This window comes from Halomonas sp. RT37 (genome assembly GCF_040070525.1).
Taxonomy (GTDB): Bacteria; Pseudomonadota; Gammaproteobacteria; order Pseudomonadales; family Halomonadaceae; genus Halomonas; species Halomonas litopenaei.
On sequence record NZ_CP098827.1, the window covers coordinates 3,600,401 to 3,619,955 of the forward strand.

General features: G+C 60.3%; 16 protein-coding genes and 1 tRNA gene. 9 read left to right on the forward strand and 8 right to left on the reverse strand.

The annotated features are described in order from the left end of the window. Window positions 1-57: 57 nt before the first annotated feature. The 3 genes from NFG58_RS15645 to cadR all read right to left on the reverse strand — a co-directional run bounded on the left by NFG58_RS15645 (window position 58) and on the right by cadR (window position 2,558). Window positions 58-1,023 carry a helix-turn-helix domain-containing protein gene (locus NFG58_RS15645; protein ID WP_348826939.1) on the reverse strand — a complete coding sequence of 322 codons (966 nt, stop codon included), beginning with the start codon at window positions 1,021-1,023 and terminating at the stop codon, window positions 58-60. After that, window positions 1,023-1,238 carry a plasmid-related protein gene (locus NFG58_RS15650; protein ID WP_311948404.1) on the reverse strand — a complete coding sequence of 72 codons (216 nt, stop codon included), beginning with the start codon at window positions 1,236-1,238 and terminating at the stop codon, window positions 1,023-1,025. Before NFG58_RS15650 ends, NFG58_RS15645 begins: the two co-directional genes overlap by 1 nt. Before the next feature lie 912 nt (window positions 1,239-2,150). Beyond that, entirely contained in the window at window positions 2,151-2,558 is a 408-nt protein-coding gene (cadR, locus tag NFG58_RS15655) for a Cd(II)/Pb(II)-responsive transcriptional regulator (RefSeq protein WP_004364961.1), read from the reverse strand. Between the two features lie 95 nt (window positions 2,559-2,653). Here cadR and NFG58_RS15660 point away from each other — a divergent pair, with 95 nt between their 5' ends. The 3 genes from NFG58_RS15660 to NFG58_RS15670 are packed head-to-tail and all read left to right on the forward strand — an operon-like array spanning window position 2,654 to window position 5,377. Then, window positions 2,654-3,550 (forward strand): cation transporter, encoded by an 897-nt coding sequence (locus tag NFG58_RS15660; protein ID WP_004574643.1) that lies wholly within the window; start codon window positions 2,654-2,656, stop codon window positions 3,548-3,550. 3 nt (window positions 3,551-3,553) lie between these two features. Further along, window positions 3,554-4,066 carry a signal peptidase II gene (gene lspA, locus NFG58_RS15665; protein WP_004863699.1) on the forward strand — a complete coding sequence of 171 codons (513 nt, stop codon included), beginning with the start codon at window positions 3,554-3,556 and terminating at the stop codon, window positions 4,064-4,066. Window positions 4,067-4,087: 21 nt separating this feature from the next. Then, window positions 4,088-5,377 (forward strand): ISL3-like element ISPpu12 family transposase, encoded by a 1,290-nt coding sequence (locus NFG58_RS15670; protein WP_004574636.1) that lies wholly within the window; start codon window positions 4,088-4,090, stop codon window positions 5,375-5,377. On the opposite strand, the gene NFG58_RS15675 is transcribed toward NFG58_RS15670, so the two are convergent. The 4 genes from NFG58_RS15675 to NFG58_RS15690 form a co-directional block, all read right to left on the reverse strand. Continuing rightward, window positions 5,346-6,176 (reverse strand): DUF6216 family protein, encoded by an 831-nt coding sequence (locus tag NFG58_RS15675; RefSeq protein WP_348826940.1) that lies wholly within the window; start codon window positions 6,174-6,176, stop codon window positions 5,346-5,348. The genes NFG58_RS15670 and NFG58_RS15675 overlap by 32 nt on opposite strands. A gap of 66 nt (window positions 6,177-6,242) precedes the next feature. Further along, entirely contained in the window at window positions 6,243-7,301 is a 1,059-nt protein-coding gene (locus NFG58_RS15680) for a site-specific integrase (protein ID WP_348826941.1), read from the reverse strand. Between the two features lie 97 nt (window positions 7,302-7,398). Further along, window positions 7,399-7,475, reverse strand: a tRNA-Ile gene (locus tag NFG58_RS15685). 393 nt (window positions 7,476-7,868) lie between these two features. After that, a complete protein-coding gene (locus NFG58_RS15690; RefSeq protein WP_348826942.1) occupies window positions 7,869-8,909 on the reverse strand; it encodes a hypothetical protein in 1,041 nt (346 codons plus the stop codon). A 381-nt stretch (window positions 8,910-9,290) separates the two neighbouring features. On the opposite strand from NFG58_RS15690, the gene NFG58_RS15695 reads away from it, so the two are divergent. From NFG58_RS15695 to NFG58_RS15720, 6 genes are all read left to right on the forward strand, one after another. After that, window positions 9,291-11,450: a TonB-dependent receptor gene (locus NFG58_RS15695; RefSeq protein ID WP_348826943.1), complete on the forward strand. Its 2,160-nt coding sequence runs from the start codon at window positions 9,291-9,293 to the stop codon at window positions 11,448-11,450. 212 nt (window positions 11,451-11,662) lie between these two features. Then, window positions 11,663-13,237: an MFS transporter gene (locus NFG58_RS15700; RefSeq protein WP_348826944.1), complete on the forward strand. Its 1,575-nt coding sequence runs from the start codon at window positions 11,663-11,665 to the stop codon at window positions 13,235-13,237. Window positions 13,238-13,359: 122 nt separating this feature from the next. Continuing rightward, complete coding sequence (locus NFG58_RS15705; RefSeq protein ID WP_348826945.1) at window positions 13,360-14,478, forward strand: iron-siderophore ABC transporter substrate-binding protein; 1,119 nt, start codon at window positions 13,360-13,362, stop codon at window positions 14,476-14,478. Beyond that, window positions 14,478-15,482, forward strand: coding sequence for an iron ABC transporter permease (locus NFG58_RS15710; protein ID WP_348826946.1), 1,005 nt, complete (start codon window positions 14,478-14,480; stop codon window positions 15,480-15,482). Before NFG58_RS15705 ends, NFG58_RS15710 begins: the two co-directional genes overlap by 1 nt. After that, the gene (locus tag NFG58_RS15715; RefSeq protein ID WP_348826947.1) at window positions 15,479-16,561 is read left to right on the forward strand and encodes an iron ABC transporter permease; all 1,083 of its coding nucleotides are present in this window, start codon (window positions 15,479-15,481) and stop codon (window positions 16,559-16,561) included. Before NFG58_RS15710 ends, NFG58_RS15715 begins: the two co-directional genes overlap by 4 nt. A 65-nt stretch (window positions 16,562-16,626) precedes the next feature. After that, window positions 16,627-17,250: an RraA family protein gene (locus tag NFG58_RS15720; protein ID WP_348826948.1), complete on the forward strand. Its 624-nt coding sequence runs from the start codon at window positions 16,627-16,629 to the stop codon at window positions 17,248-17,250. A 78-nt stretch (window positions 17,251-17,328) separates the two neighbouring features. Here the strand turns inward: NFG58_RS15720 and NFG58_RS15725 are convergent, their stop codons facing one another. After that, the gene (locus tag NFG58_RS15725; protein WP_348826949.1) at window positions 17,329-19,437 is read right to left on the reverse strand and encodes an IucA/IucC family protein; all 2,109 of its coding nucleotides are present in this window, start codon (window positions 19,435-19,437) and stop codon (window positions 17,329-17,331) included. Window positions 19,438-19,555: the final 118 nt, after the last annotated feature.

Below are 19,555 nucleotides of genomic sequence, written 5' to 3' on the forward strand. Positions count from 1 at the left end.
GGCAGTTGTGGTTAGGCGCGGTCGGGGCCATCACCCCCGTTCCGCGCCGCTTGAATCCTATGTGCGGAGGGTTCTTCGCATTTCTTCTACTGCAGGAGCTCCAACCTTGTCGCTGCCGTAGCGCTTGGCGATGAGATCCGCCCTTCTCCGTCCTAGGTGCTCTGCTAACTCGGCTCGAGGAAGCTCATCTTTATAATCTTCTGAGGCCTGGAACTTTGACATAGCACGGTTACTACCCGATTTATTTTCTTCAGCGCTAGAAGAGTAAGATTTTCCACACGAACTCGACTTCGCTCTTTTTTTCTTAGCCTCTCCTTTTCGGTTTTCTGAACACCAACGTGCAAGCAGGTCATTCCATCCCCTGTCGGTAAGACACCTATCCATTTCTGAGTAATGCCCAACGAAATTGGCCAGCTCCTCTGGACTAGGACTGACAATCTCAGTCATGTTTCGGCGAAGACAAGATTCGTAAAACATATCTAGATTCGGCTTCCAATCGTAATCTAACTGATACTTTTCACGAGGGCTGTCACATGGCCAGTCCATGTGAGTGTGTGTGTTTTTGGTTAAGGACGGTTTGGGTGCAGAATCTGCACCCCGCTCCGCAGTCATTTGCACCCCGTCATCGAAACGAGGTGCAGCATCTGCATCCCGTGATTTTCTGCGGGGTGCAGACCCTGCATCCCGGTGCCCGTTCTCTTTCTCATCAGTTACTGAGAAACTATCAACCCCAAGATCAATGCGAATGTCATATACTACAGGGCGCCGATCAGCTCGCTTTATTTTCGCTTCAGCAATTCGTTGATTTCCTCTCACAACCACCCCTATATCTTGTAGCAACTTGAGCTTATCCAATACTGTTCGTCGCTTTAGCCCCGTATAGCGACAGAGCAAATTAACACTTGGATAAGCATCTCGACCCGTATTGTCTGCATGATTGGCTAATGCCACGAGAACATGACGGGCGCTGGCATCAGTCACGATCTGCTGCTCCAAGGCCCAAGAAATTGCCTGAACGCTCATTAGTTATCCAGGTTCAAGACATCTTTGACTTGAAGTGTCCGAAAATACACACGACGCCCCACCTTCACCATTGTCGGCTTCAGTTTTCGCGACACGTCAGTATCTGTGTAAAGGGATACACGTACACCGTCAGGTGAGCGACCCAGCAAATCAGCAAGGTCATTAATACTCATCAAAAGCCCGAAGCGCTGGATAAGATAGTCCTCAGCACGCATGACCACACCTCCATAAAGCAACCTTCGATTGAGGAATTGTTAATCCATGCTAGCCAGAATTCAACGAGCTAAGTCCAGCCCAAGGAACTGCGACAATCAAAACGATATATTTTGACGAAAAAATGTAAACAGATAAGGAAAACCTTTTAATACATTGTCACCTCTACTTCCCAACGAACCTCTTCCAAATCATGGTGTTATGAATGCTATAAGCATATTCCAAAAAAATATCAAACAACCAAGATTGAGCTTATGTATGAGGGAGGCGTTTACCCTACATGGATAGGAACCGGCGTTACCACTAACCTGTCCGTCAGCTATCCGCCCATGGCATCACAACCCAAAGCCTTTCGTATTTCATATTTCGTATAATATGAAATACGATACGAAATACGATATTAAGCTATCATCCACTTAAGCGCTTGAAGATGACACTGCTTGACCGCAGAATCTTAATGAAAATCCTTATCGGTTTTTCAGAGATCGAACTTCACGGTCGCCCCCTACCTTTGGCTAGCACCTCCCCTGCTAACCATGGCACTAACTTTGGAAATAGCCCCATACATGTGTTGCGCGCCGTGCCTGGCGCACAATAATAATAAGAATAATAATATCATTATTCTTATTATCTCATTAAACGGTTGGGCTAAAGCATGGATTAATCCACACTCAAACACCACCAACGTCGACGCGAGAAACTTACTTCGCGAAAGAAAAGCTATCTATTTTTATAAGAATTATATTTATGCAGGATATGGCGCCGTGCGATTGCTGCTTTTGATGTTGCCATCAACTCTAAAAACGGAATCAGCATCAACAAAAAAGGGGTAAGCGGATTAAATGGTTGATCTTACCTTTGCATGAGAGTGAGACAGACCGGCATCTCATCGGATTATCTGGTTGATGCTTCACCTACTGCTGGTGCATGTTTCCTTCGCTAATTCCAGCAAGAACCCCACACGCCTCAACTTCCCGGTCATCGTTGCAACTCGCTCTCAGTGAAACGAGTTGTTTCTCAAGCGCTTGCAGAGCGGTTATCTGCGACCGCACATGAGAGATGTGATCATCGAGCAAGGCGTTGACGGCGGTACAAGGCTGATGAGGGTCGTCCTGATAGCTCTGTAGTTCGTGAATCTCAGCCAGTGACAGGCCCAGGATTCTGCAGCGACGGATGAAGGCCAGCCCCTCACCATGCTTCTCGGTATAGACACGGTAACCGTTGTCCTGCCGATCAGGCGGCGGCAACAAGCCCTGCTGTTCATAGAAGCGGATCGTCTGTGTTTCGACCCCTACCAACTGCGCCAACTGACCAATGCGCATCAGCCTCCTCCCCAACGGATTCTTTACTCTATTGACCTTATAGTAGCTTTATAGTTTTAAATGGTACCACAACATTGTTCAAGTGGAGTCGTATCATGAGCAAATCCTGTGGTGGCGCCTGTGGCGGTGATGCAACGTCCGCAGCGGATACCGATATACAGGCCTCCTCCGAGGCGCCAGGGAGATGGGTCAGTGTTTATGCCGTGCCGAAGATGGACTGTCCATCAGAAGAACGAATGATTCGCCTAGCCCTGAACGGCTTTGAGGAGATTCGGGCGCTGTCCTTCGACTTGTCGAACCGCCGGCTGAAGGTCGTGCATGACGGCGAGGTCGAGCCCGTCACCTCGAAACTGAAGACCTTGGGGCTAGGCGCCTCGCTTCAGGAAACCGTCGCTGCAAATCCGGAGACCATCAAGGCCGCCGAGTTTTCGGCAGCTTCTGCTAAGCAAGAATCCGGGACCCTGCGCTGGTTGCTCGGCATCAATGCACTTCTGTTCGTGGTGGAAATGACTGCCGGTCTGATCGCCCAGTCCACCGGCCTGATTGGAGAATCCCTGGACAATTTTGCCGATGCGGCGGTGTACGGGCTTGCCCTTTATGCGGTTGGACATAGCGTGAAAATGCAGGTACGTGCCGCGCATCTTGCTGGTGTACTGCAACTGATCTTGGCTGTGGGCGTGCTCGTAGAGGTGGTGAGACGCTTTGTATTCGGTAGTGAGCCTGAATCGCTGGTGATGATGGCTATCGCATTCGTCGCATTGATTGCCAATACCAGTTGTCTGCTGCTCATATCCAAACATCGGGAAGGCGGGGCGCACATGAAGGCAAGCTGGATATTCTCGGCCAACGACGTGGTGATCAACCTGGGGGTCATCACCGCCGGCGCCCTGGTCGCGTGGACCGGTTCCAATTATCCGGATCTGATTATCGGCACCATCGCGGGGGGCATTGTACTTAACGGTGCTAGACGCATTTTGGCGTTGAAGGGTTAAATAATGCTCATTATTGGCAAAAAGCTCTCGCCGTATGCCCTATTGTCCATATCGGGCCTGCTGGCAGCGTCTGATCAGGCTGTAAAGTGGCTGGTGCAGCAATCAATGGCCTATGGCGAGTATGTTTCGGTGACCCCGTTCTTTAACTGGGTGCACCTATGGAACACCGGTGCCGCATTCAGTCTTTTTGCGAATGGTGGAGGCTGGCAGCGCTACTTTTTTATCGGAATCGCGGTAGTGGTCTCGATTTTTCTGATCAAGCTGATCCTTGAAAATCGTCATAAAGGAGAAGCCATCGCTTACAGTCTTATCCTCGGTGGCGCCATGGGCAACCTGATTGACCGGGTCTTTCGCGGCTATGTTGTGGATTCCTTTGATTTCTATTGGCGAGACTGGCATTGGCCGGCCTTCAACCTGGCTGATATTGCAATTGTCCTCGGTGCCTTACTTTTCGTTTCCAGCAGCTTGTTGGGTAAAAAAGCAAACACCAATGCCGAGCCGGATGGATCTGACTGACACCTACGCCTATACAACACCATGACCGAACTTCCCGACAACATCCTTCACCTGCCGCAATACCAAGTACTGGGCTGCAAATCAACCGACGACGAAATGCACTTCCAGGTGGACGTGCCCGATCCCATCGCCTGCGAGGAATGCGGCGTGCAGGGTGAGTTCGTACGGTTCGGCAAGCGTGACGTTCCCTATCGTGATCTGCCCATCCACGGCAAGCGGGTCACTCTCTGGGTGGTCCGCCGCCGATACACCTGCCGGGCCTGCAAGACAACATTCAGGCCCCAGCTACCGGAGATGGTGGACGGATTCCGTATGACACTGCGGCTGCATGAGTACGTGGAGAAGGAATCCTTCAACCACCCCTACACCTTTGTGGCGGCACAGACCGGCCTGGACGAGAAGACGGTGCGCGACATCTTCAACGCCCGCGCCGAGTTCCTGGGGCGCTGGCACCGCTTCGAGACGCCCCGCATCCTGGGCATTGACGAGCTATACCTGAACAAGCGCTACCGCTGCATTCTGACCAACATTGAGGAGCGAACCCTGCTCGACCTGCTGGCCACCCGCCGCCAGGACGTGGTGACCAACTACCTGATGAAGCTGAAAGACCGGCAGAAGGTCGAGATCGTCAGCATGGACATGTGGAACCCCTACCGGGCAGCGGTCAAGGCTGTGCTGCCCCAGGCCCGTATCGTGGTCGATAAGTTCCATGTGGTGCGCATGGCCAACGATGCCCTAGAGAGAGTGCGCAAGGGCCTCAGAAAGGAGCTGAAACCGTCCCAGAGCCGGACTCTCAAGGGAGACCGGAAAATCCTGCTGAAACGCGCTCACGAAGTCTCAGACCGGGAGCGCCTCATCATGGAGACCTGGACAGGCGCGTTCCCGCAACTGCTGGCCGCCTACGAGCACAAGGAGCGCTTCTACGGCATCTGGGACGCCACCACACGGCTCCAGGCAGAAGCCGCCCTGGACGAGTGGATAGCCACCATCCCGAAGGGCCAAAAGGAAGTCTGGAGCGATCTGGTCAGGGCAGTGGGAAACTGGCGCGAAGAGACCATGACCTACTTCGAGACGGACATGCCCGTCACCAACGCTTACACGGAGTCCATCAACCGACTGGCCAAGGACAAGAACCGTGAAGGGCGCGGTTACTCCTTCGAGGTGATGCGGGCACGAATGCTCTACACCACGAAGCACAAGAAGAAGGCACCGACTGCGAAGGTCTCTCCTTTCTACAAGAAAACCATCGGTTACGGACTGCCGGACTTCGCAGAGGAACTCAACTACGGAGTCGATCTATCAACCATCTGAGGGTGGTATCAGATTGATGGGGTGAAGGTGCCCCATCAACCATTAAATCCGTATACCCCAAAAAAGAACCTATTGCCGGAGCAAAGAAAACCTTTTGCTCTTTTATTATCTTATCAACCTCAGCAATCTCTTCCTCATCAAAAAAAGAATTGCATATGATATTCACAACCTCTTCATTAGGACCGGAATCGAAAAGCAAGTCTTCATAATCCCCCTCGGCTTTGTCACACTCTGACTTAGAAATAACCCATTTTTCACCGCCATTGACTAAATCATTCAGGGCTGTACTATAAGCTTTTTCGTGACCCAACCACAGCCATTGGCCATCCCCCTTAAACTTCAACAATGCTGAGCTGGAAGCTGCTATTGATAAAAAAAACATAAAGACGATAAAAACAGAAAGCAAAATAGACATAAAAAACGGTGGTTCCCACCACTTAACCTTAACCACCTTCATCCTTTCCAGATCAATTCTCTTCCTCAAGCTGGTCACCAAGCGCACATCTATACCAAACTTCTCAACCCAAGCTTTAAAACCAACCACCTCTCCAATAGACCTAGCTCCCACATTAAAAAGGGCATTAAACCTCTCAATATCTCTACGCTCTTTCCAAAACCCACTTATTTCTTCGTTATAAAACTCCCCTCCCCCCATCAACAACGCATAAACCCTATTCAAGACACCATAAGAATAACCAGCCCTTCTATGAAAATAAAAAGCCAATGATAAAACTGCCAACAGCATCGAAAGAAATGCCACTGGAGAACCTAGACTGAATGAATAAAATGACTCCAACACTTCAACCTCTCCCTAGGTTGTTAAGATCGATTTAATCAAATGGAACTTTTATTGATATCATGAACTTCACTTTGGTATACGATCAAGCTTTTCCACTAAGTCTTCTGCTCTAAGGTGCGTATACCGCCTCAACATCTGCATGGACTTGTGGCCACTGATCGCGGCGACCTCCTGGTCGGATAGTCCTGCCTCTACCAGCCGGCTGACGGCTTCGTGGCGTAGGTCATGAAAACGAAAGTCATCGAGCCTGGCCTGCTTCTTCGCCTGGTTCCAAAGCTTGGTGTAGGCGTAGGGGCCGCGCTTGCCATCCTTTCCAGGCTCGCCAAAGAACACCAGGTTGCACTCGAGCGGGCGCACCGGATTGTTCAGCGCCCGCTTGAACACCTCGGTGGCAGCCTGGGTCAGCGGTACCAGGCGGGCCTCGTTGTTCTTGGTGTCCGTGAGACGCACCACGCGGCGTTTCACGTCGACCTGTGAGCGAGTGAGGGTCAGGATCTCCGACGAACGCATGCCCGTCTCTAGGGCGATTCTGGCGATCCAGGCCAGCATGGGGTTGCTGTGCTGCCGTAGCACGGCAAACAGGCGCTTCTCCTCGTCGGCGCTCAGGCGCCGGTCGCGCCCTTCTCCAGGGCTGGGTTTGCGGATGTTTTGGACGGGGTTGTAGGTCAGGCCCAGACCCCATTCCTGGATGGCCACGGTGTAGAGATGGCCGAGCAAGGCGAGCTCCAGGCGCACGGTATTGGCGCTGATAGGCTGGCCACGATGGCCAATGCTGTTCAGGCGGGTGTCACGGAAGTTGGCAATCAGCTCCGGCGTCAGGGCCGCGAGGGAGTACTTGCCCAAGTGCTCGATCAGCGTGCTGGCCTTGTGGCGCTCGCTCTTTTGGGTGCTGGGCTTCTTGGTGGGTGTGACGTCGGCCAGGTAGCGCTTGAGGGCTGCTTCGAGCGTCATGCGCTCCGAAGCGCTGCGCTGGATATAGACACCGCGCACCATTTCGTCTTCGGTGCGGCGTGCCCAGTCCTGGGCGTCTCGTTTGGTGCGGAAGGTCTTGGCGGTGGTGGGCCAGCCGGTCTTGCGGATGACGGCTTTCCAGCTACCGGCAGGGGTCTTGACGATGGTGGCCATGAAAGTCTCCAGGGGGCTGAAGGATCGGCACTGTACCGAAACTGTACCCTTGGACCATGGGACTCACCAGGCAAAATTCGTAAGACACTGATTTCATTGGTGGGCCCAGCTGGACTCGAACCAGCGACCAAGGGATTATGAGTCCCCTGCTCTAACCAACTGAGCTATAGGCCCTTATCAGCGCGGGCGTATGATAGCGAAAGCTGCGGCCGTAGGCTAGCGGGTTTCGGGTGGACGCTTGCCACTGATCAGTATGGCGGCTTTCGAGGCGCTTTGGCTGTGCCCTTCCTCGCATCACAGCCCTTGTCGCATCATCGTTCCGGCGCCTCGAAGTCCGGTTTTGGCGGCTGGGTGTACCGCAGGCGTACCCGCCATCGTCCAGTTCCGCACGCACTTTTCCCCGCGCCATTTCTTCCCGCACCCACTCTCACGCGCAATTAATCGCTATCGTTACTTGTCACTCTCTATCCCTCTTTACTCCACTCCAGAGCTATCCAGTCCCCAACTCCGCGTTTTGCTCTGCCTCGGTTCGATGTGGCGTTGTGCCATGCCTGAACCGCTTCGTGCCTACTGCACCAGTCCGAGGATGGTGTAGGGGGCTTCGCAGCAGCGGCGTTCGTCGCGTTCGCTGACGCTGTGCAGGTCGTAGTTGCGGTCGTTGTCGTAAGCGACGAACAGGCGTTCGCGGTCCAGCACGGCGAGGCCTTCGGCCTTGTGTTCGAACTCGAGCACCTTGTCGTTCTCGTCGCGTACCAGGGTGGGTGCCCTGCCCTGGCGGAAGTCGTGCAGCGACATCACCCACAGATAGCCGCCGATGACCTCGTCGTCACCCTCTTCGGTCTCAAAGCTGGTCAGCAGGTACAGCTGGCCGTGGTAGGGATCGTACTCGAGGCTCGACAGGCCACAGATGTGCTCCACGCCGTCGTACTCGCCGGGGTCGAAGCTGAAGACATCGTGCAGGGCGTCGACGAACTCCAGGTTGTCGTCGTCGTTGATGATGTAGTGGGCACCAATGACCCGGCGCACGTAGTCGAAGTCATCGTGGGCCTTGCCCTGCTCGCGGATGCCGAACAGCAAAAGGCCATCACCACGCTCCCCGGGGATCGCGGCCAGACCCTCGATCTTGTAGTAGGGCTCGCCTACGGCTGCGTCCATCTTGCGACGAAATTCGAGCGAGCCTTCCACACCGTCGCGGGGGTCGGGGTCCACCACCTGGACCCGGTCAGGCTCGTGAAGTGGCCAGATCAGCAGGTGGTTGTAGGCGTTGAGTTCGTGGGTCTCGTCGTCGATGCGATCGAAACCGGTGGTGGCGATCATGTGGCGCCCATCGGTGGTCAGGGCGAAGTCTTCATACTTCACCGCTTCCTTGATGGTCTGCTGGGTCAGGTAGTCGATGCGGCTGTCGTCGGGACCATCGGCGGTCAACGGCAGGCTGAAGGCGGCAGAACGCTCGTGGCCGGGAATCGGCTTGTCGCTGGCCATCAACAGTCGCTCGCCGTCGTAGGCCACCGCAGAAATCTCGGCGTTGACCAGCTCGCCCTGGTCGTCACGCAGGCCGGGAGGAAAGCAGTGGATCGTGCCCTGCTTGAGGATCTTTACTCGTGCCATCAGGCCTCCTGATCGTCGCGTGGTAGATGCATCCAGCCTACGCCTTGTGCCTCTGGTCGGCGAGGGGGTGAGCTTGACTTGCACAAATCTTAAAATTGAATACGAACGCTTCGCATTATTTTCACAATTCGCTATATTGCTTGCCGCTGCCGAAGCTGCACACCTGCCCCACGGGCAACACGCAGCTCCCTCGGCAGGTGGCGCGAGACGGGCCGCCAGAAGCCCGGTCCGCACTGTCCCATCGGCTCGTCTCGACAAGCCGGTCAACATCAGCCAAGCGATCATTCCATGCCTTCCCAGATTCCGACCCAGATCCACACACGCCCGCGGCCCGTTACTACTGCGCCAGTCACCGGCGTTACGTCATATGGCGGCTCTCCCTTGTCAGCGTCACTTTCCCTCGGTGCAGGCCTTTTGCTGCTGGCCGCTGCTCCGTCGCTTAGCTGGGCGCAGGCGGTTGGCGCCGATCAGCCAGGCACCGACGCCAGGGCGGCCACCGACGAGGCAGCTGTCCAATCCCAGGAGACCATGGTGGTGGTCGGCTCGCGCACGCCGAAGTCGATCAGCGAGATTCCCGGTGCGGTGTGGGTGGTGGACCAGCAGCAGCTGGAGACTCAGATCGCGACGGGAGCCGACCTCAAGACCGCGCTGGGTCGGTTGGTACCGGGGCTGGATCTGGCCCCCCAGGGACGCACCAACTATGGCCAGAACATGCGTGGCCGCAGCGTGCAGGTGCTGATCGACGGCGTCTCGTTGAACAGCTCCCGGGGCCTGTCGCGCCAGTTCGACGCCATCGACCCGTTCAACATCGAGCGCGTCGAGGTGCTGTCCGGCGCAAGCAGTCTTTATGGCGGTGGCGCCACCGGCGGCATCATCAATATCGTGACGAAGAAAGGTGACGGCCCAGGTCGCCACTTTTCCACCGCGACGAGCGTCACCAGCGGCTTCAATGACAGTGACGACGCCGACTTCCGCCTGGCCCAGTCGATCAGTGGCGGCAACGAGCGTGTTCAGGGACGTCTGGCGGTGGCCTATCAGGACAATGGACGCTTCTATGACGGGCGCGGCGACGAGATATTCCCGGACATCGCCCAGACCGACCTGCAGGACAATCGCTCCATCGACATCATGGGCAGCGTCGATCTGGCGCTGAGCGCCGAGCAGACGTTGACGCTTGGCGCTCAGCTATACCGCTCGGCCTATGAAGGGGACCGTGGGCTCTATTTCCCCAACCTGGCGCTAGGCAATCTGGAAGGCGCCGAGATCCGCGACGGCTATTCGTCGGATCGCGATCCCGAGACGGATCGTCGCATGGTCAACCTGCAGTACCACCACGCCGACCTGCTGGGTCAGGACTTCTACCTGCAGGCGTTCTATCGCGAAGAAGAGGCAAGCTTCAATGCCTTCCCCTACGCCACCACTCAGGGCGTCGAATTCCGCGCCTCCAAACAGGACACCGATCTGGGCGGTATCAAGGCGCTGTTCGATGCCGAGCTGGGTGAGCACGTCTCGCTGACCTATGGCCTCGACATGGACCGTGAGTCCTTCGACGCCGACCAGATGTACTTCGACATCGCCACCTCGAATGCCAGTGGCGGTCTCACCCAGGAAGAGCGCGAGATCGGCCCACGCTATCCAAGCTACGAGGTCGACGGCTACGCCGGCTTCGCCCAGGGCGACTGGCGGGTCACCGACGGCCTGACCCTGTCCGCCGGGGTGCGCCAGCAGCATATGGACGTCGAGGTCGATGACTTCAACGGCGTACCGGGTGGCGAGAATGACTATGATGCCACCCTGGTCAACGCAAGCGCCCTCTACGATTACGGCAACGGCCACCAGAACTGGATCCAGTTCAGCCAGGGCTTTGAGCTGCCGGACCCGGCCAAGTACTACGGCAAGAGCGCCGATATCAGCGTCGACGACAACCCGCTGGACGCCATCAAGACAGACCAGGTGGAACTCGGCTGGCGCTTCAATGACTCCGACTGGAGCACCCAGGCAGCGATCTACTACGCCTGGTCCGACAAGGCGGTGGAAAATGCCGAAGACCTGTCGGTCAGCGTGGTCGAGGAAAACAAGCGCGACTACGGCCTGGAGGCGGCGGTGACCCGCTTCCTGGACAGCGGCTTCGAGGTCGGCGGCACCCTGCACCTGGTGCGCTCGGAGCAGGAAGACGAGAACGGCAGCTGGGAAAAGCGTGACGCCCGCTATGCGTCGCTGTCCTCCGCCACCGCCTTCGTCGGTTGGCAGGACATGGCGGCAGGACGCAGCGCCCGGCTGCAGGCCAACCATGCCCATAACCTGGAAGATGACGATGACCGTCAGATCGACGGCTACACCACGGTGGACATGGCGCTGGCCCAGGATATCGATATCGGCCGTCTGACGCTGGGTATCGACAACCTGCTCGACGAGGAATATTCCACCGTCTGGGGACAGCGAGCGGCAATGTTCTACTCGCCCTACTACGGTCCGGAGTACCTGTACGACTATCAGGGTCGGGGACGGACCTTCACCCTTGGCTGGACCATGGACTTCTAATATTCATCCAGGGAATTCCCATCCCCACCAAGCGCCGGGCCATTTCAGGTCCGGCGCTTATGGTTTCAGGCTGGTGGCATCGCTCACCTGGCGCGACGACTTCGGGTAGTATTCCTCTCTCCTCTCATTTGATAATGAATTGCATTTGCTTTTGCGTCATGGCATGCTCTTGGCCCTCCGCATTTCCGCTTTCCAGGACTGTGAGACGGTTCATGTTCCAGGCCCGGCCCACCAACACACTCGCCAAGGCCCCTGCGTCGCGGGGTGCTGAGCCGTCTTCCGATGCCTCGTCGAAGACCCGCGCCGGGGGAGCCTGGGTGCTGGTCAGCGTGTTGTTGGGCACCTTTACCGTCAGCCTCAATAACAGTGCGCTGAATCTGGCGGTGGCGGAGCTGATGGCGACCTTCGATGCCAGCGCCAGCCAAGTGAACTGGGTCATCACCCTGTTCATGATCAGCATGGCCATGACCATGCCGCTGACCGGCTATCTGGCCGATCGCTTCGGCCGGCGGGTGATCTATCTGCTGGGGCTGGTCGGTTTTATCGCCGGCTCTGGTCTCGGCGCCGTGGCCGACAGTCTAGACAGCATCATCATCGCCCGGGGCGTCCAGGGCATGGCGGCGGGGCTGATGATGCCGCTGTCGCTGGCGCTGATCTTCGCCGCCTACCCGCCCGAGCAGCGTGGCCGCGTCAGCGGCATCTGGGGGTTTGCGGTGATGATTGCGCCGGCCATCGGCCCAAGCGTCGGCGGCCTGCTGCTGGAGGTCAGCCACTGGCGGGCGCTGTTCGTCATGAATCTGCCCTTTGCGCTGCTGGGGCTGGTAGTCGGCTGGCGCTGCCTCCATCGGGAGGCACCCAATCGCGCCAGGCGCTTCGACCTGCCGGGCTTTTTGCTGATTACCCTCGGTATGGGCGCGGTGCTGTTTTCGCTAAGCCGAATCGACAGTCTGGCCGAACTGCTCACACCCTCGGCGCTCGTCCCCCTGGGGCTCGGACTTGCCGCCCTGGCAGGGTTCGTGGTGGTCGAACGGGGTATGGAGTTCAAGGCAGGGCGTATGCAGGAACGGAATGCCGACCCAACAGCAGCCCAGGGCGCCCCGGCGCCTTTACTGTCGCTGTCCCTGTTTGGACACCGCGCCTTTCGCCTGAGCGTCGTCCTGGCCTGCCTGCAGTCCATCATCCTGTTCGGCTGCGTGCTGCTGGTGCCGCTGTGGATGCACCAGGTGCTCGGGGCGAGTCCGCTGACCACCGGGCTGGTGTTTCTGGCCACGGCCCTGATGGCGTCGCTGTCCTCGCCCATCGCCGGGCGGATGATCGACCGCCACCCGCCCCAGTGGTGCCTGCTCGCCGGCCTTGTGCTGACCGCTGCCGGTCTTGCGGGGCTCGCGCTGATGTCGTCGGCGATGCCAGCCTGGGTAGTGGGGCTGTGGATGGGGACGCGTGGCATTGGCCTGGCTTGCGGCTATCTGCCCTCCACCACCGTGGGCATGCGCGCCCTGCCCGACCGGGACATGGCCCAGGCCTCGGCCATGAACAATATGGCGAGGCGCTTGATCGCCTCGCTGGGTCTGGTGGCGCTATCGCTTTACTACGACACCCGCGTAAGTGGCGTCACCGCCGCTGGCGTGAGTGCTGCCGAGGCCAGCGCCCAGGCCCTGCACGAGACCTTTATCGCCCTGGCCGCCATTGCCCTGCTGTGCCTGCCGCTGGCCTGGGCGCTGGGGCGAGAAATCGGCCACTCGTCGGGCGCCAGACACGCCAATACAGGTGAAGGATCATCCCCATGACGTTCACGCCATCGCTGCGACCGCCGTCGCAACCCTCACCAGGCTCGCGCTCACCATTTTCATCGCACATGCCACCCAAGCCGCCGCACCGCTCCCGGCCCCAGCCTCGGCAGGCACCCTCAGTGCTGCGCAGTCTGCTGCTGGTGCTCGGGCTGTTCGCCGGCGTGCTGGCCTTTGTGGCACTCGCCCTGCTCGCCGGGATGCTGTTGTTTGCAGGCGCTGCCGAGGCCAACATCAGGGGTGATGAAAGGGCTGGTGTAAGCTCTGGTGTAAGCGCTGATGCAAGGTCTGACTCGGCGGCCGCTGCGCCGGTAGTCTCCTCGGCTTCGACACCACGCCTGGTCACGCTGTATCAGGGGGCCACGGACAGCGCCGTGGCGCTGGGGGTAACGCCCATCGGGGTAGTCGATGCCTGGATGGAGAAGCCCACCTATCGCTACCTGCGCGAGGCGCTCGATGGCGTCGAGCACGTGGGCCTGGAGACCCAGCCCAACCTGGAAAAAGTGGCCTGGCTCGATCCCGAAGTGATCGTCGCCACCCGCTTTCGACACGAACGGGTGCGCCCGCTGCTCGAGCAGATCGCGCCGACGGTGTTCTCGTCCACGGTGTCTGACTTCAAGGCCTCGCTCACGCTGGTGGCGGCGGCGACCGGGCGCGAGGACAGGGCCGAACAACTGCTGGCCTGCTGGGACGACCGGGTAGCGGATCTGCGTGCGAAAATCGCCACGACACTGGGTGACGCCTGGCCGCAGAAGGCCGCGGTGGTGCGCTTCAAGAGCGACCACGTGCGTCTGTATTCCTCCGGCTTCGCCGGCAGCATCCTGGAGGAGCTGGGCTTCCGCCAGCCTGACGCCGCCGCAGACCAAGGCTGGGGCATGAAGTTGACCAGCGAGGAGAACATCCCCGCGCTGGACGCCGACGTCATCTTCGTGCTGCTGGAAGACGACCCGGCGATCCATGACACCTACCGCCACTGGACCGCCCACCCGCTATGGCAGCGGCTGACCGCGACCCGCGCCGACCGAGTGTACGAGGTGGACACGGTCAACTGGATCATGGGCGGCGGTATCCTCGCCGCAAACGCCATGCTCGATGACCTCTATCGCCACTACGGCCTGGCGCCTCAGGCGCTCTCCCCTTCCTGCGCGCTGGGTGACGCGCTGGGTGGGGAGCCTTCATCTGTGAAAGAGCCTTCAGCTATTAAAGAGCCGTCGCCAACAACAGACGAGGGTGCTGCCTGATGCTGGAACGCACCTCCACCCGGGCCGCCGGACTTATCTTCGGTACCCTGCTGCTGCTGGCGGCGTTCGGCGCCAGCGTGGTCCTCGGCACCACCGAGATCGCGCCGCTGACCGCCCTTGAGTCCATCACCGACTACGACGGCGGCAGGGTCAGCCATATCATCATCCTCAGCGAACGCCTGCCCCGAGCGGTGATCGCCACCCTGACCGGTGCAAGCCTAGCGGTGGCCGGTGCGCTGATGCAGACCATGACGCGCAACCCGCTGGCCTCGCCAAGCATCCTCGGCATCAACGCCGGCGCCATGTTCTTTGTGGTGGTGGCGGTATCGCTGCTGCCGCTGCACACCCCCGGTCAGTACGTGTGGGCGGCCTTGCTCGGCGCGCTGGTCGCCGCACTCGCCGTGGTGGCGCTCAGCCGTGGCCGGCGCGGCGAGCTGTCACCGCTTCGGGTCGTGCTTGCCGGGGTGGCGGTGACGGCGATGTTCGTGTCCTTCAGTCAGGGCCTGTTGATCATCGACCAGCAGAGCTTCGAGAGCGTGCTGTACTGGCTGGCGGGCTCGGTCTCCGGGCGCGAGCTAGAACTGGTGGTGCCGCTGTTGCCGCTGTTTGCCTTGGCCCTTGCGATCACCGCGGCCCTCGCCCGTCAGGCCAACGCCCTGCTGCTGGGTGATGACATGGTCACCGGCCTTGGCATGCGCGCCGGCACCCTTAAGCTTGCCCTGGGTCTGTGCGTGATCCTGCTGGCCGGCAGCTCGGTGGCGCTTGCCGGGATGATCGGCTTCGTCGGCTTGATCGTGCCACACATGGCCCGCGGCCTGGTCGGCATCGACCATCGCTGGCTGCTGCCGGCCTGTGCGCTGCTCGGGGCCACGCTGCTGCTGGTCGCCGATATCGCCTCGCGCTTTCTGATGGCGCCCCAGGAGATCCCGGTCGGCGTCATGACCGCGCTGATCGGCACGCCCTTCTTTATCTATCTGGCCCGCAAGAAGCAGGTATCCGCATGAACAGCTTGTCTGGCGCCAACGCCGAATCCGCCACACAGGACCAGACACCGGGTCATGCACAAGGCCATACGCAAGGCCATACACAAGATCGGGCCAACCGGCGCTATCGCCGCCTGGTAGCGCTGCTGGCGCTTGCGCTGGTGGCAAGCGCAGGCCTGTCGCTGTCGCTGGGCAGCTTCCCCACCCCACCCATCGAGGTGCTTAAAGCCCTGGCCGCGCCCCAGGCCAGCGACATCGGCTTCATCGTCTGGGAGTTGAGGCTGCCGCGCATTCTGCTGGCGGTGCTGGTGGGCGCGGCGCTGGCGGTGGCCGGCGCGGTGCTCCAGGGCATCGTCAGAAATCCCCTGGCCTCGCCGGATGTGATCGGTATCACCAGTGGCGCGGCGCTGGCGGCGGTGGTGTTTCTGGCCGGCTTTGCCAGTCAGCTGAGCATCCACCTGCTGCCGCTGGCGGCGCTGGGCGGCGCTGTACTGGCCACCGTGCTGGTGGTGGCGCTGGCCTGGCGAAAGGGGCTCAACCCCAGCCGGGTGGTGCTGGTGGGTATCGGGCTATCCGCCGCCATGGGGGCGGCGACGACCCTGCTGATCGTGATCAGCGACGACGCCTCGGCGCTGCACGCCTACGTATGGCTCACCGGCAGCCTGTATGCGGCCCAGTGGCGCCATGTGCTGTCGCTGCTGCCCTGGCTGCTGGTGGCGATTCCGCTGTGCCTGAGCCTGGCTCGGCATATGGACGCCCTGGCTCTAGGCGACGCCGTGGCCGTCGGGCTCGGTGTCGATGTACTGAGAAGCCGGCTGATCCTGCTGGCCCTCAGCGTGGCGCTGGCCGGCGCGGCGGTGGCGTTTGCCGGGGGCCTCAGCTTCGTCGGACTGGTGGCGCCCCATCTGGCGGCCCGCCTGGTCGGGCGCAGTCTTGCACGGCTGGTGCCGGTGGCGGCGCTGTGTGGCGCGCTGATCGTGCTCTACGCCGACTTGATCGGCCGAGTGGCCTTTCTGCCAAAGGACCTGCCCGCCGGGGTCTTCGTCTCCGCGGTGGGTGCGCCCTTCTTCGTCTATCTGCTCTATCGCACCCGGCAGTGATGGCGTCGGCTGCTCGTCGTGATCTGGTCAGCACTCCCTCAGCAACACATCCGACAGGAGGTCCAATGTTCCACATTGCCCCGCGCCGGGACAGCTTCAGCCAGGCGCAGATCGATCGCTTCGCCGGGCTTGCCACCTCGACCCTGGGCCACTTCAGTGACTTTGGCGCCATCGCCTCGCTGGAGCCGCTGCACCGCCCGGTACGCCTGGTCGGCACCGCCCTGACGGTCAGAATTCCCCATGTCGACGGCGCCATCATCCGCGAGGCGCTGACGCTCGCACGCCCCGGTGACGTGCTGGTGATCGACGTGTCCGGTGATCATCGTCGCGCCTGCTGGGGCGAATTTCGCGCCTACGCGGCGCTGACCAAGGGACTGGCCGGCGTCGTCACCAATGGCGCTGTCACCGACCGAGAAACACTGTCTCGGCTGACCCTGCCGATGTTTGCTGCAGGTACCAGTCCGCTGACTACTCGCTCGCTGTCGCTGGAGGGTGAGATCAACACTCCGGTATCCATCGACGGGGTCTCCATCGCGCCCGGCGATCTGGTGCTCGGTGACGACGACGGTCTGTTCGTGGTGCCCCCGCACCGGGCCGACGAGCTGGCCGAAAAAGCCCTGGCCAAGCAGCAGGACGAAACTCGTCGGCGCGAGGCGATGCTCGCTGAGCATCCCGAATGGCTTCGCTGAATATCCCGTCTCTTGCGCACGAAAAAACGGCGGCATCGGTGTTCACCGATGCCGCCGCGTATTTTCCTGACGATGAGATCAGGCTTGCTGCAGTGTCCCTAGGCGGTCGGCTTCGCCAGCGGTACCGACACCCTGTTCAACACCAGCAGTTGCCTCGGCGTTCTGATGCGTCAGCTCCCCCTGGCAGGCCCTCAGCGGATTGACGGTCTCGCTGACGCCAAAAGGCATGCTGCCGGGGCCGCCCGCACGCTCGATGATCGGGGCGATCAGGCGCTTGTAGGGCCAGCGCTCGCGCTCGAACAGCGCGGACTTCAAGACATTGCGCTCGGCGGCATCGAAGGGCACGGCGTCGAGCTGGGCCTCGAGCTGAACCGTCAGATCCCGCCATAGGGCGCGCTGGCAAAGGCCATAGTGTCCCGCCAGAGTGTCGATGATCGCACGCAGGTTGACCTGGATCGCCAGGGTCTGCAGCCAGAACAACAACGCCTCCTGACTGTCGTGGTAGAGGGTGTTGGCGTGACCCGGCTTGATCCGGTAGCAGGGATCCTGCATGCCGTGGCGCTCGAGCTGGCCGACGTTGATACGCAGCGAGTCATGGTCACGCAGCAACAGGCCCTCGACCCTACCCTGGCGCACCACCAGCACGGCGTTCTGGCCGTGCACCTCCGCCAGCATACCGAGCCTCAGCATGCGCAGGTTGATCTCGAAAAAGCGCGCACACAGCTCACCAAATAGCGTTCGTGCGTTCGCGGCTCCGGCTTCCATGCCACGTAGCGCCATCCAGTCATCGAAGACGTGATGGGCGCTGGTGCGAGCTGGACCGGACGCCCCGACCATCGGAAGTGGCGTGCCCAGGGTCGCCATGGGTACCAGCTGGGTGCCGGCCTGCTCGAGCAGCGCCTGAGGATAGCTGCGCACCATGGCGCTCAGATGGCGCGGGGCCTCATCGAACAGACTGGCGTCCTCGGGCAGGTAGGCCCACCACTTGCCCTCGTCGCACAGGTGCAGGGCGCTTGCCAGCAGCGGGTCGCGCTGCTTGGCTTCAGCCAGCAATCGGGCGCTCAAGTCGCCATTGATCATCTTCACCGCCGGCAGGTAGCGCGAGGCCCCCAGCGAGTGGATGGCCATGGGCAGCTTGAGGCTATACGCTGCGCCGTCTGACGAGGGCGCAGCCGGCAGCAGCGAGCGCAGCGATGAGGTCGGCCACCAGCGCCCGGCGCGAGCCTCCAGGGTGATGCAGTGACCAGCGGCGAAGTCCTCGGCAAGCCACTTCGGCAGGGCATGATCGTGCTGCCAGGGGTGCACCGGCAGTGCCAGGTGGCTGTCGGCGATGCCCTTGGCACGCATCTCATCGTCCAGTGCCTGACGCTCCTCGGCCGCGAGCAGCCAGTCTGCGGGTTGTTCCAAATGGACGCTCGCTCTATCGCCGCCCGACCTCGCGCCGGCTGTCGCTCTATCGGCGCCCGAAGCCGCGCCGGCTTCAAGACCCCCCACCCCTGCGCCATGGGTCAGCCGGTGACGCGCTACCGCCACCCAGTAAAGCTCGACGGGGTTGGCAAACTCGGCCATATAGGCACGGTACTCAGCAGCGCTTAAACCCTGTTTGGCCTTGGCGGTGGGATGGTAGGGCCGGTCGAGCAGCGACGCCCACTGCTCCAGAATGGTGAAGTGCTCAAGGGTACCCAGGGAGGCGAGATGGCGGGTATCCACGCCGTGCGCCATGGAGGCCGTGGCTTGCCACAGGCTGTCCTCCAGGGCGTCGAGAAAGACGCGCTGGCCAGGCGTCAGGGCCTGTTCATCGCCGCCGAACACCCGACGCATCACTGCCACGGGGTCCAGGGGTGCCGGCGCTCCCCCATCGAGCGCCAGCACCGGCGTGCCAGGCACCTTCTGCCAGTCCTGGGCGATGCCGGGCTCCAGCAGCATCACCAGGCTGGTCTTTTGGCTAGCGCCCTGGGCCCGCTCTTGGCGCCACAATCGCGCCCCGGGGTGGGCCACCAGAGTGTCATCACCAAACAGCTCAGCGGCAAACGAACGGGCATCGCCGTCATCACCGGCCAGCGAGTCGATCTCGAGGATCCCCTCGACCAGCAGGCCATCGACCAGCGATTGAAGGATCTGCTCGCTGGCCAGGCGCCTCGCCTGGGGTGAAGGAACGGGTGAAGAAACGGAATCAAACGAGGCCATATTGGGCTCTCCTTGCAACTGCAACAATCGGGGGCACCGACGAAGGCGCGACAGCAGGGTTCGGGGTTCGGGCAACAGGGGTTCGGGACCCAGGGGCACCGGAAGCAAGCGGCAGCCA

Coding starts and splice junctions, on each gene's coding strand:
- NFG58_RS15645 (WP_348826939.1), bottom strand. CDS start 1,023: ATGAGCGTTCAGGCAATTTCTTGGGCCTTGGAGCAGCAGATCGTGACT.
- NFG58_RS15650 (WP_311948404.1), bottom strand. CDS start 1,238: ATGCGTGCTGAGGACTATCTTATCCAGCGCTTCGGGCTTTTGATGAGT.
- cadR (WP_004364961.1), bottom strand. CDS start 2,558: ATGCGCATTGGTCAGTTGGCGCAGTTGGTAGGGGTCGAAACACAGACG.
- NFG58_RS15660 (WP_004574643.1), top strand. CDS start 2,654: ATGAGCAAATCCTGTGGTGGCGCCTGTGGCGGTGATGCAACGTCCGCA.
- lspA (WP_004863699.1), top strand. CDS start 3,554: ATGCTCATTATTGGCAAAAAGCTCTCGCCGTATGCCCTATTGTCCATA.
- NFG58_RS15670 (WP_004574636.1), top strand. CDS start 4,088: ATGACCGAACTTCCCGACAACATCCTTCACCTGCCGCAATACCAAGTA.
- NFG58_RS15680 (WP_348826941.1), bottom strand. CDS start 7,301: ATGGCCACCATCGTCAAGACCCCTGCCGGTAGCTGGAAAGCCGTCATC.
- NFG58_RS15690 (WP_348826942.1), bottom strand. CDS start 8,909: ATGGCACGAGTAAAGATCCTCAAGCAGGGCACGATCCACTGCTTTCCT.
- NFG58_RS15700 (WP_348826944.1), top strand. CDS start 11,663: ATGTTCCAGGCCCGGCCCACCAACACACTCGCCAAGGCCCCTGCGTCG.
- NFG58_RS15710 (WP_348826946.1), top strand. CDS start 14,478: ATGCTGGAACGCACCTCCACCCGGGCCGCCGGACTTATCTTCGGTACC.
- NFG58_RS15715 (WP_348826947.1), top strand. CDS start 15,479: ATGAACAGCTTGTCTGGCGCCAACGCCGAATCCGCCACACAGGACCAG.
- NFG58_RS15720 (WP_348826948.1), top strand. CDS start 16,627: ATGTTCCACATTGCCCCGCGCCGGGACAGCTTCAGCCAGGCGCAGATC.
- NFG58_RS15725 (WP_348826949.1), bottom strand. CDS start 19,437: ATGGCCTCGTTTGATTCCGTTTCTTCACCCGTTCCTTCACCCCAGGCG.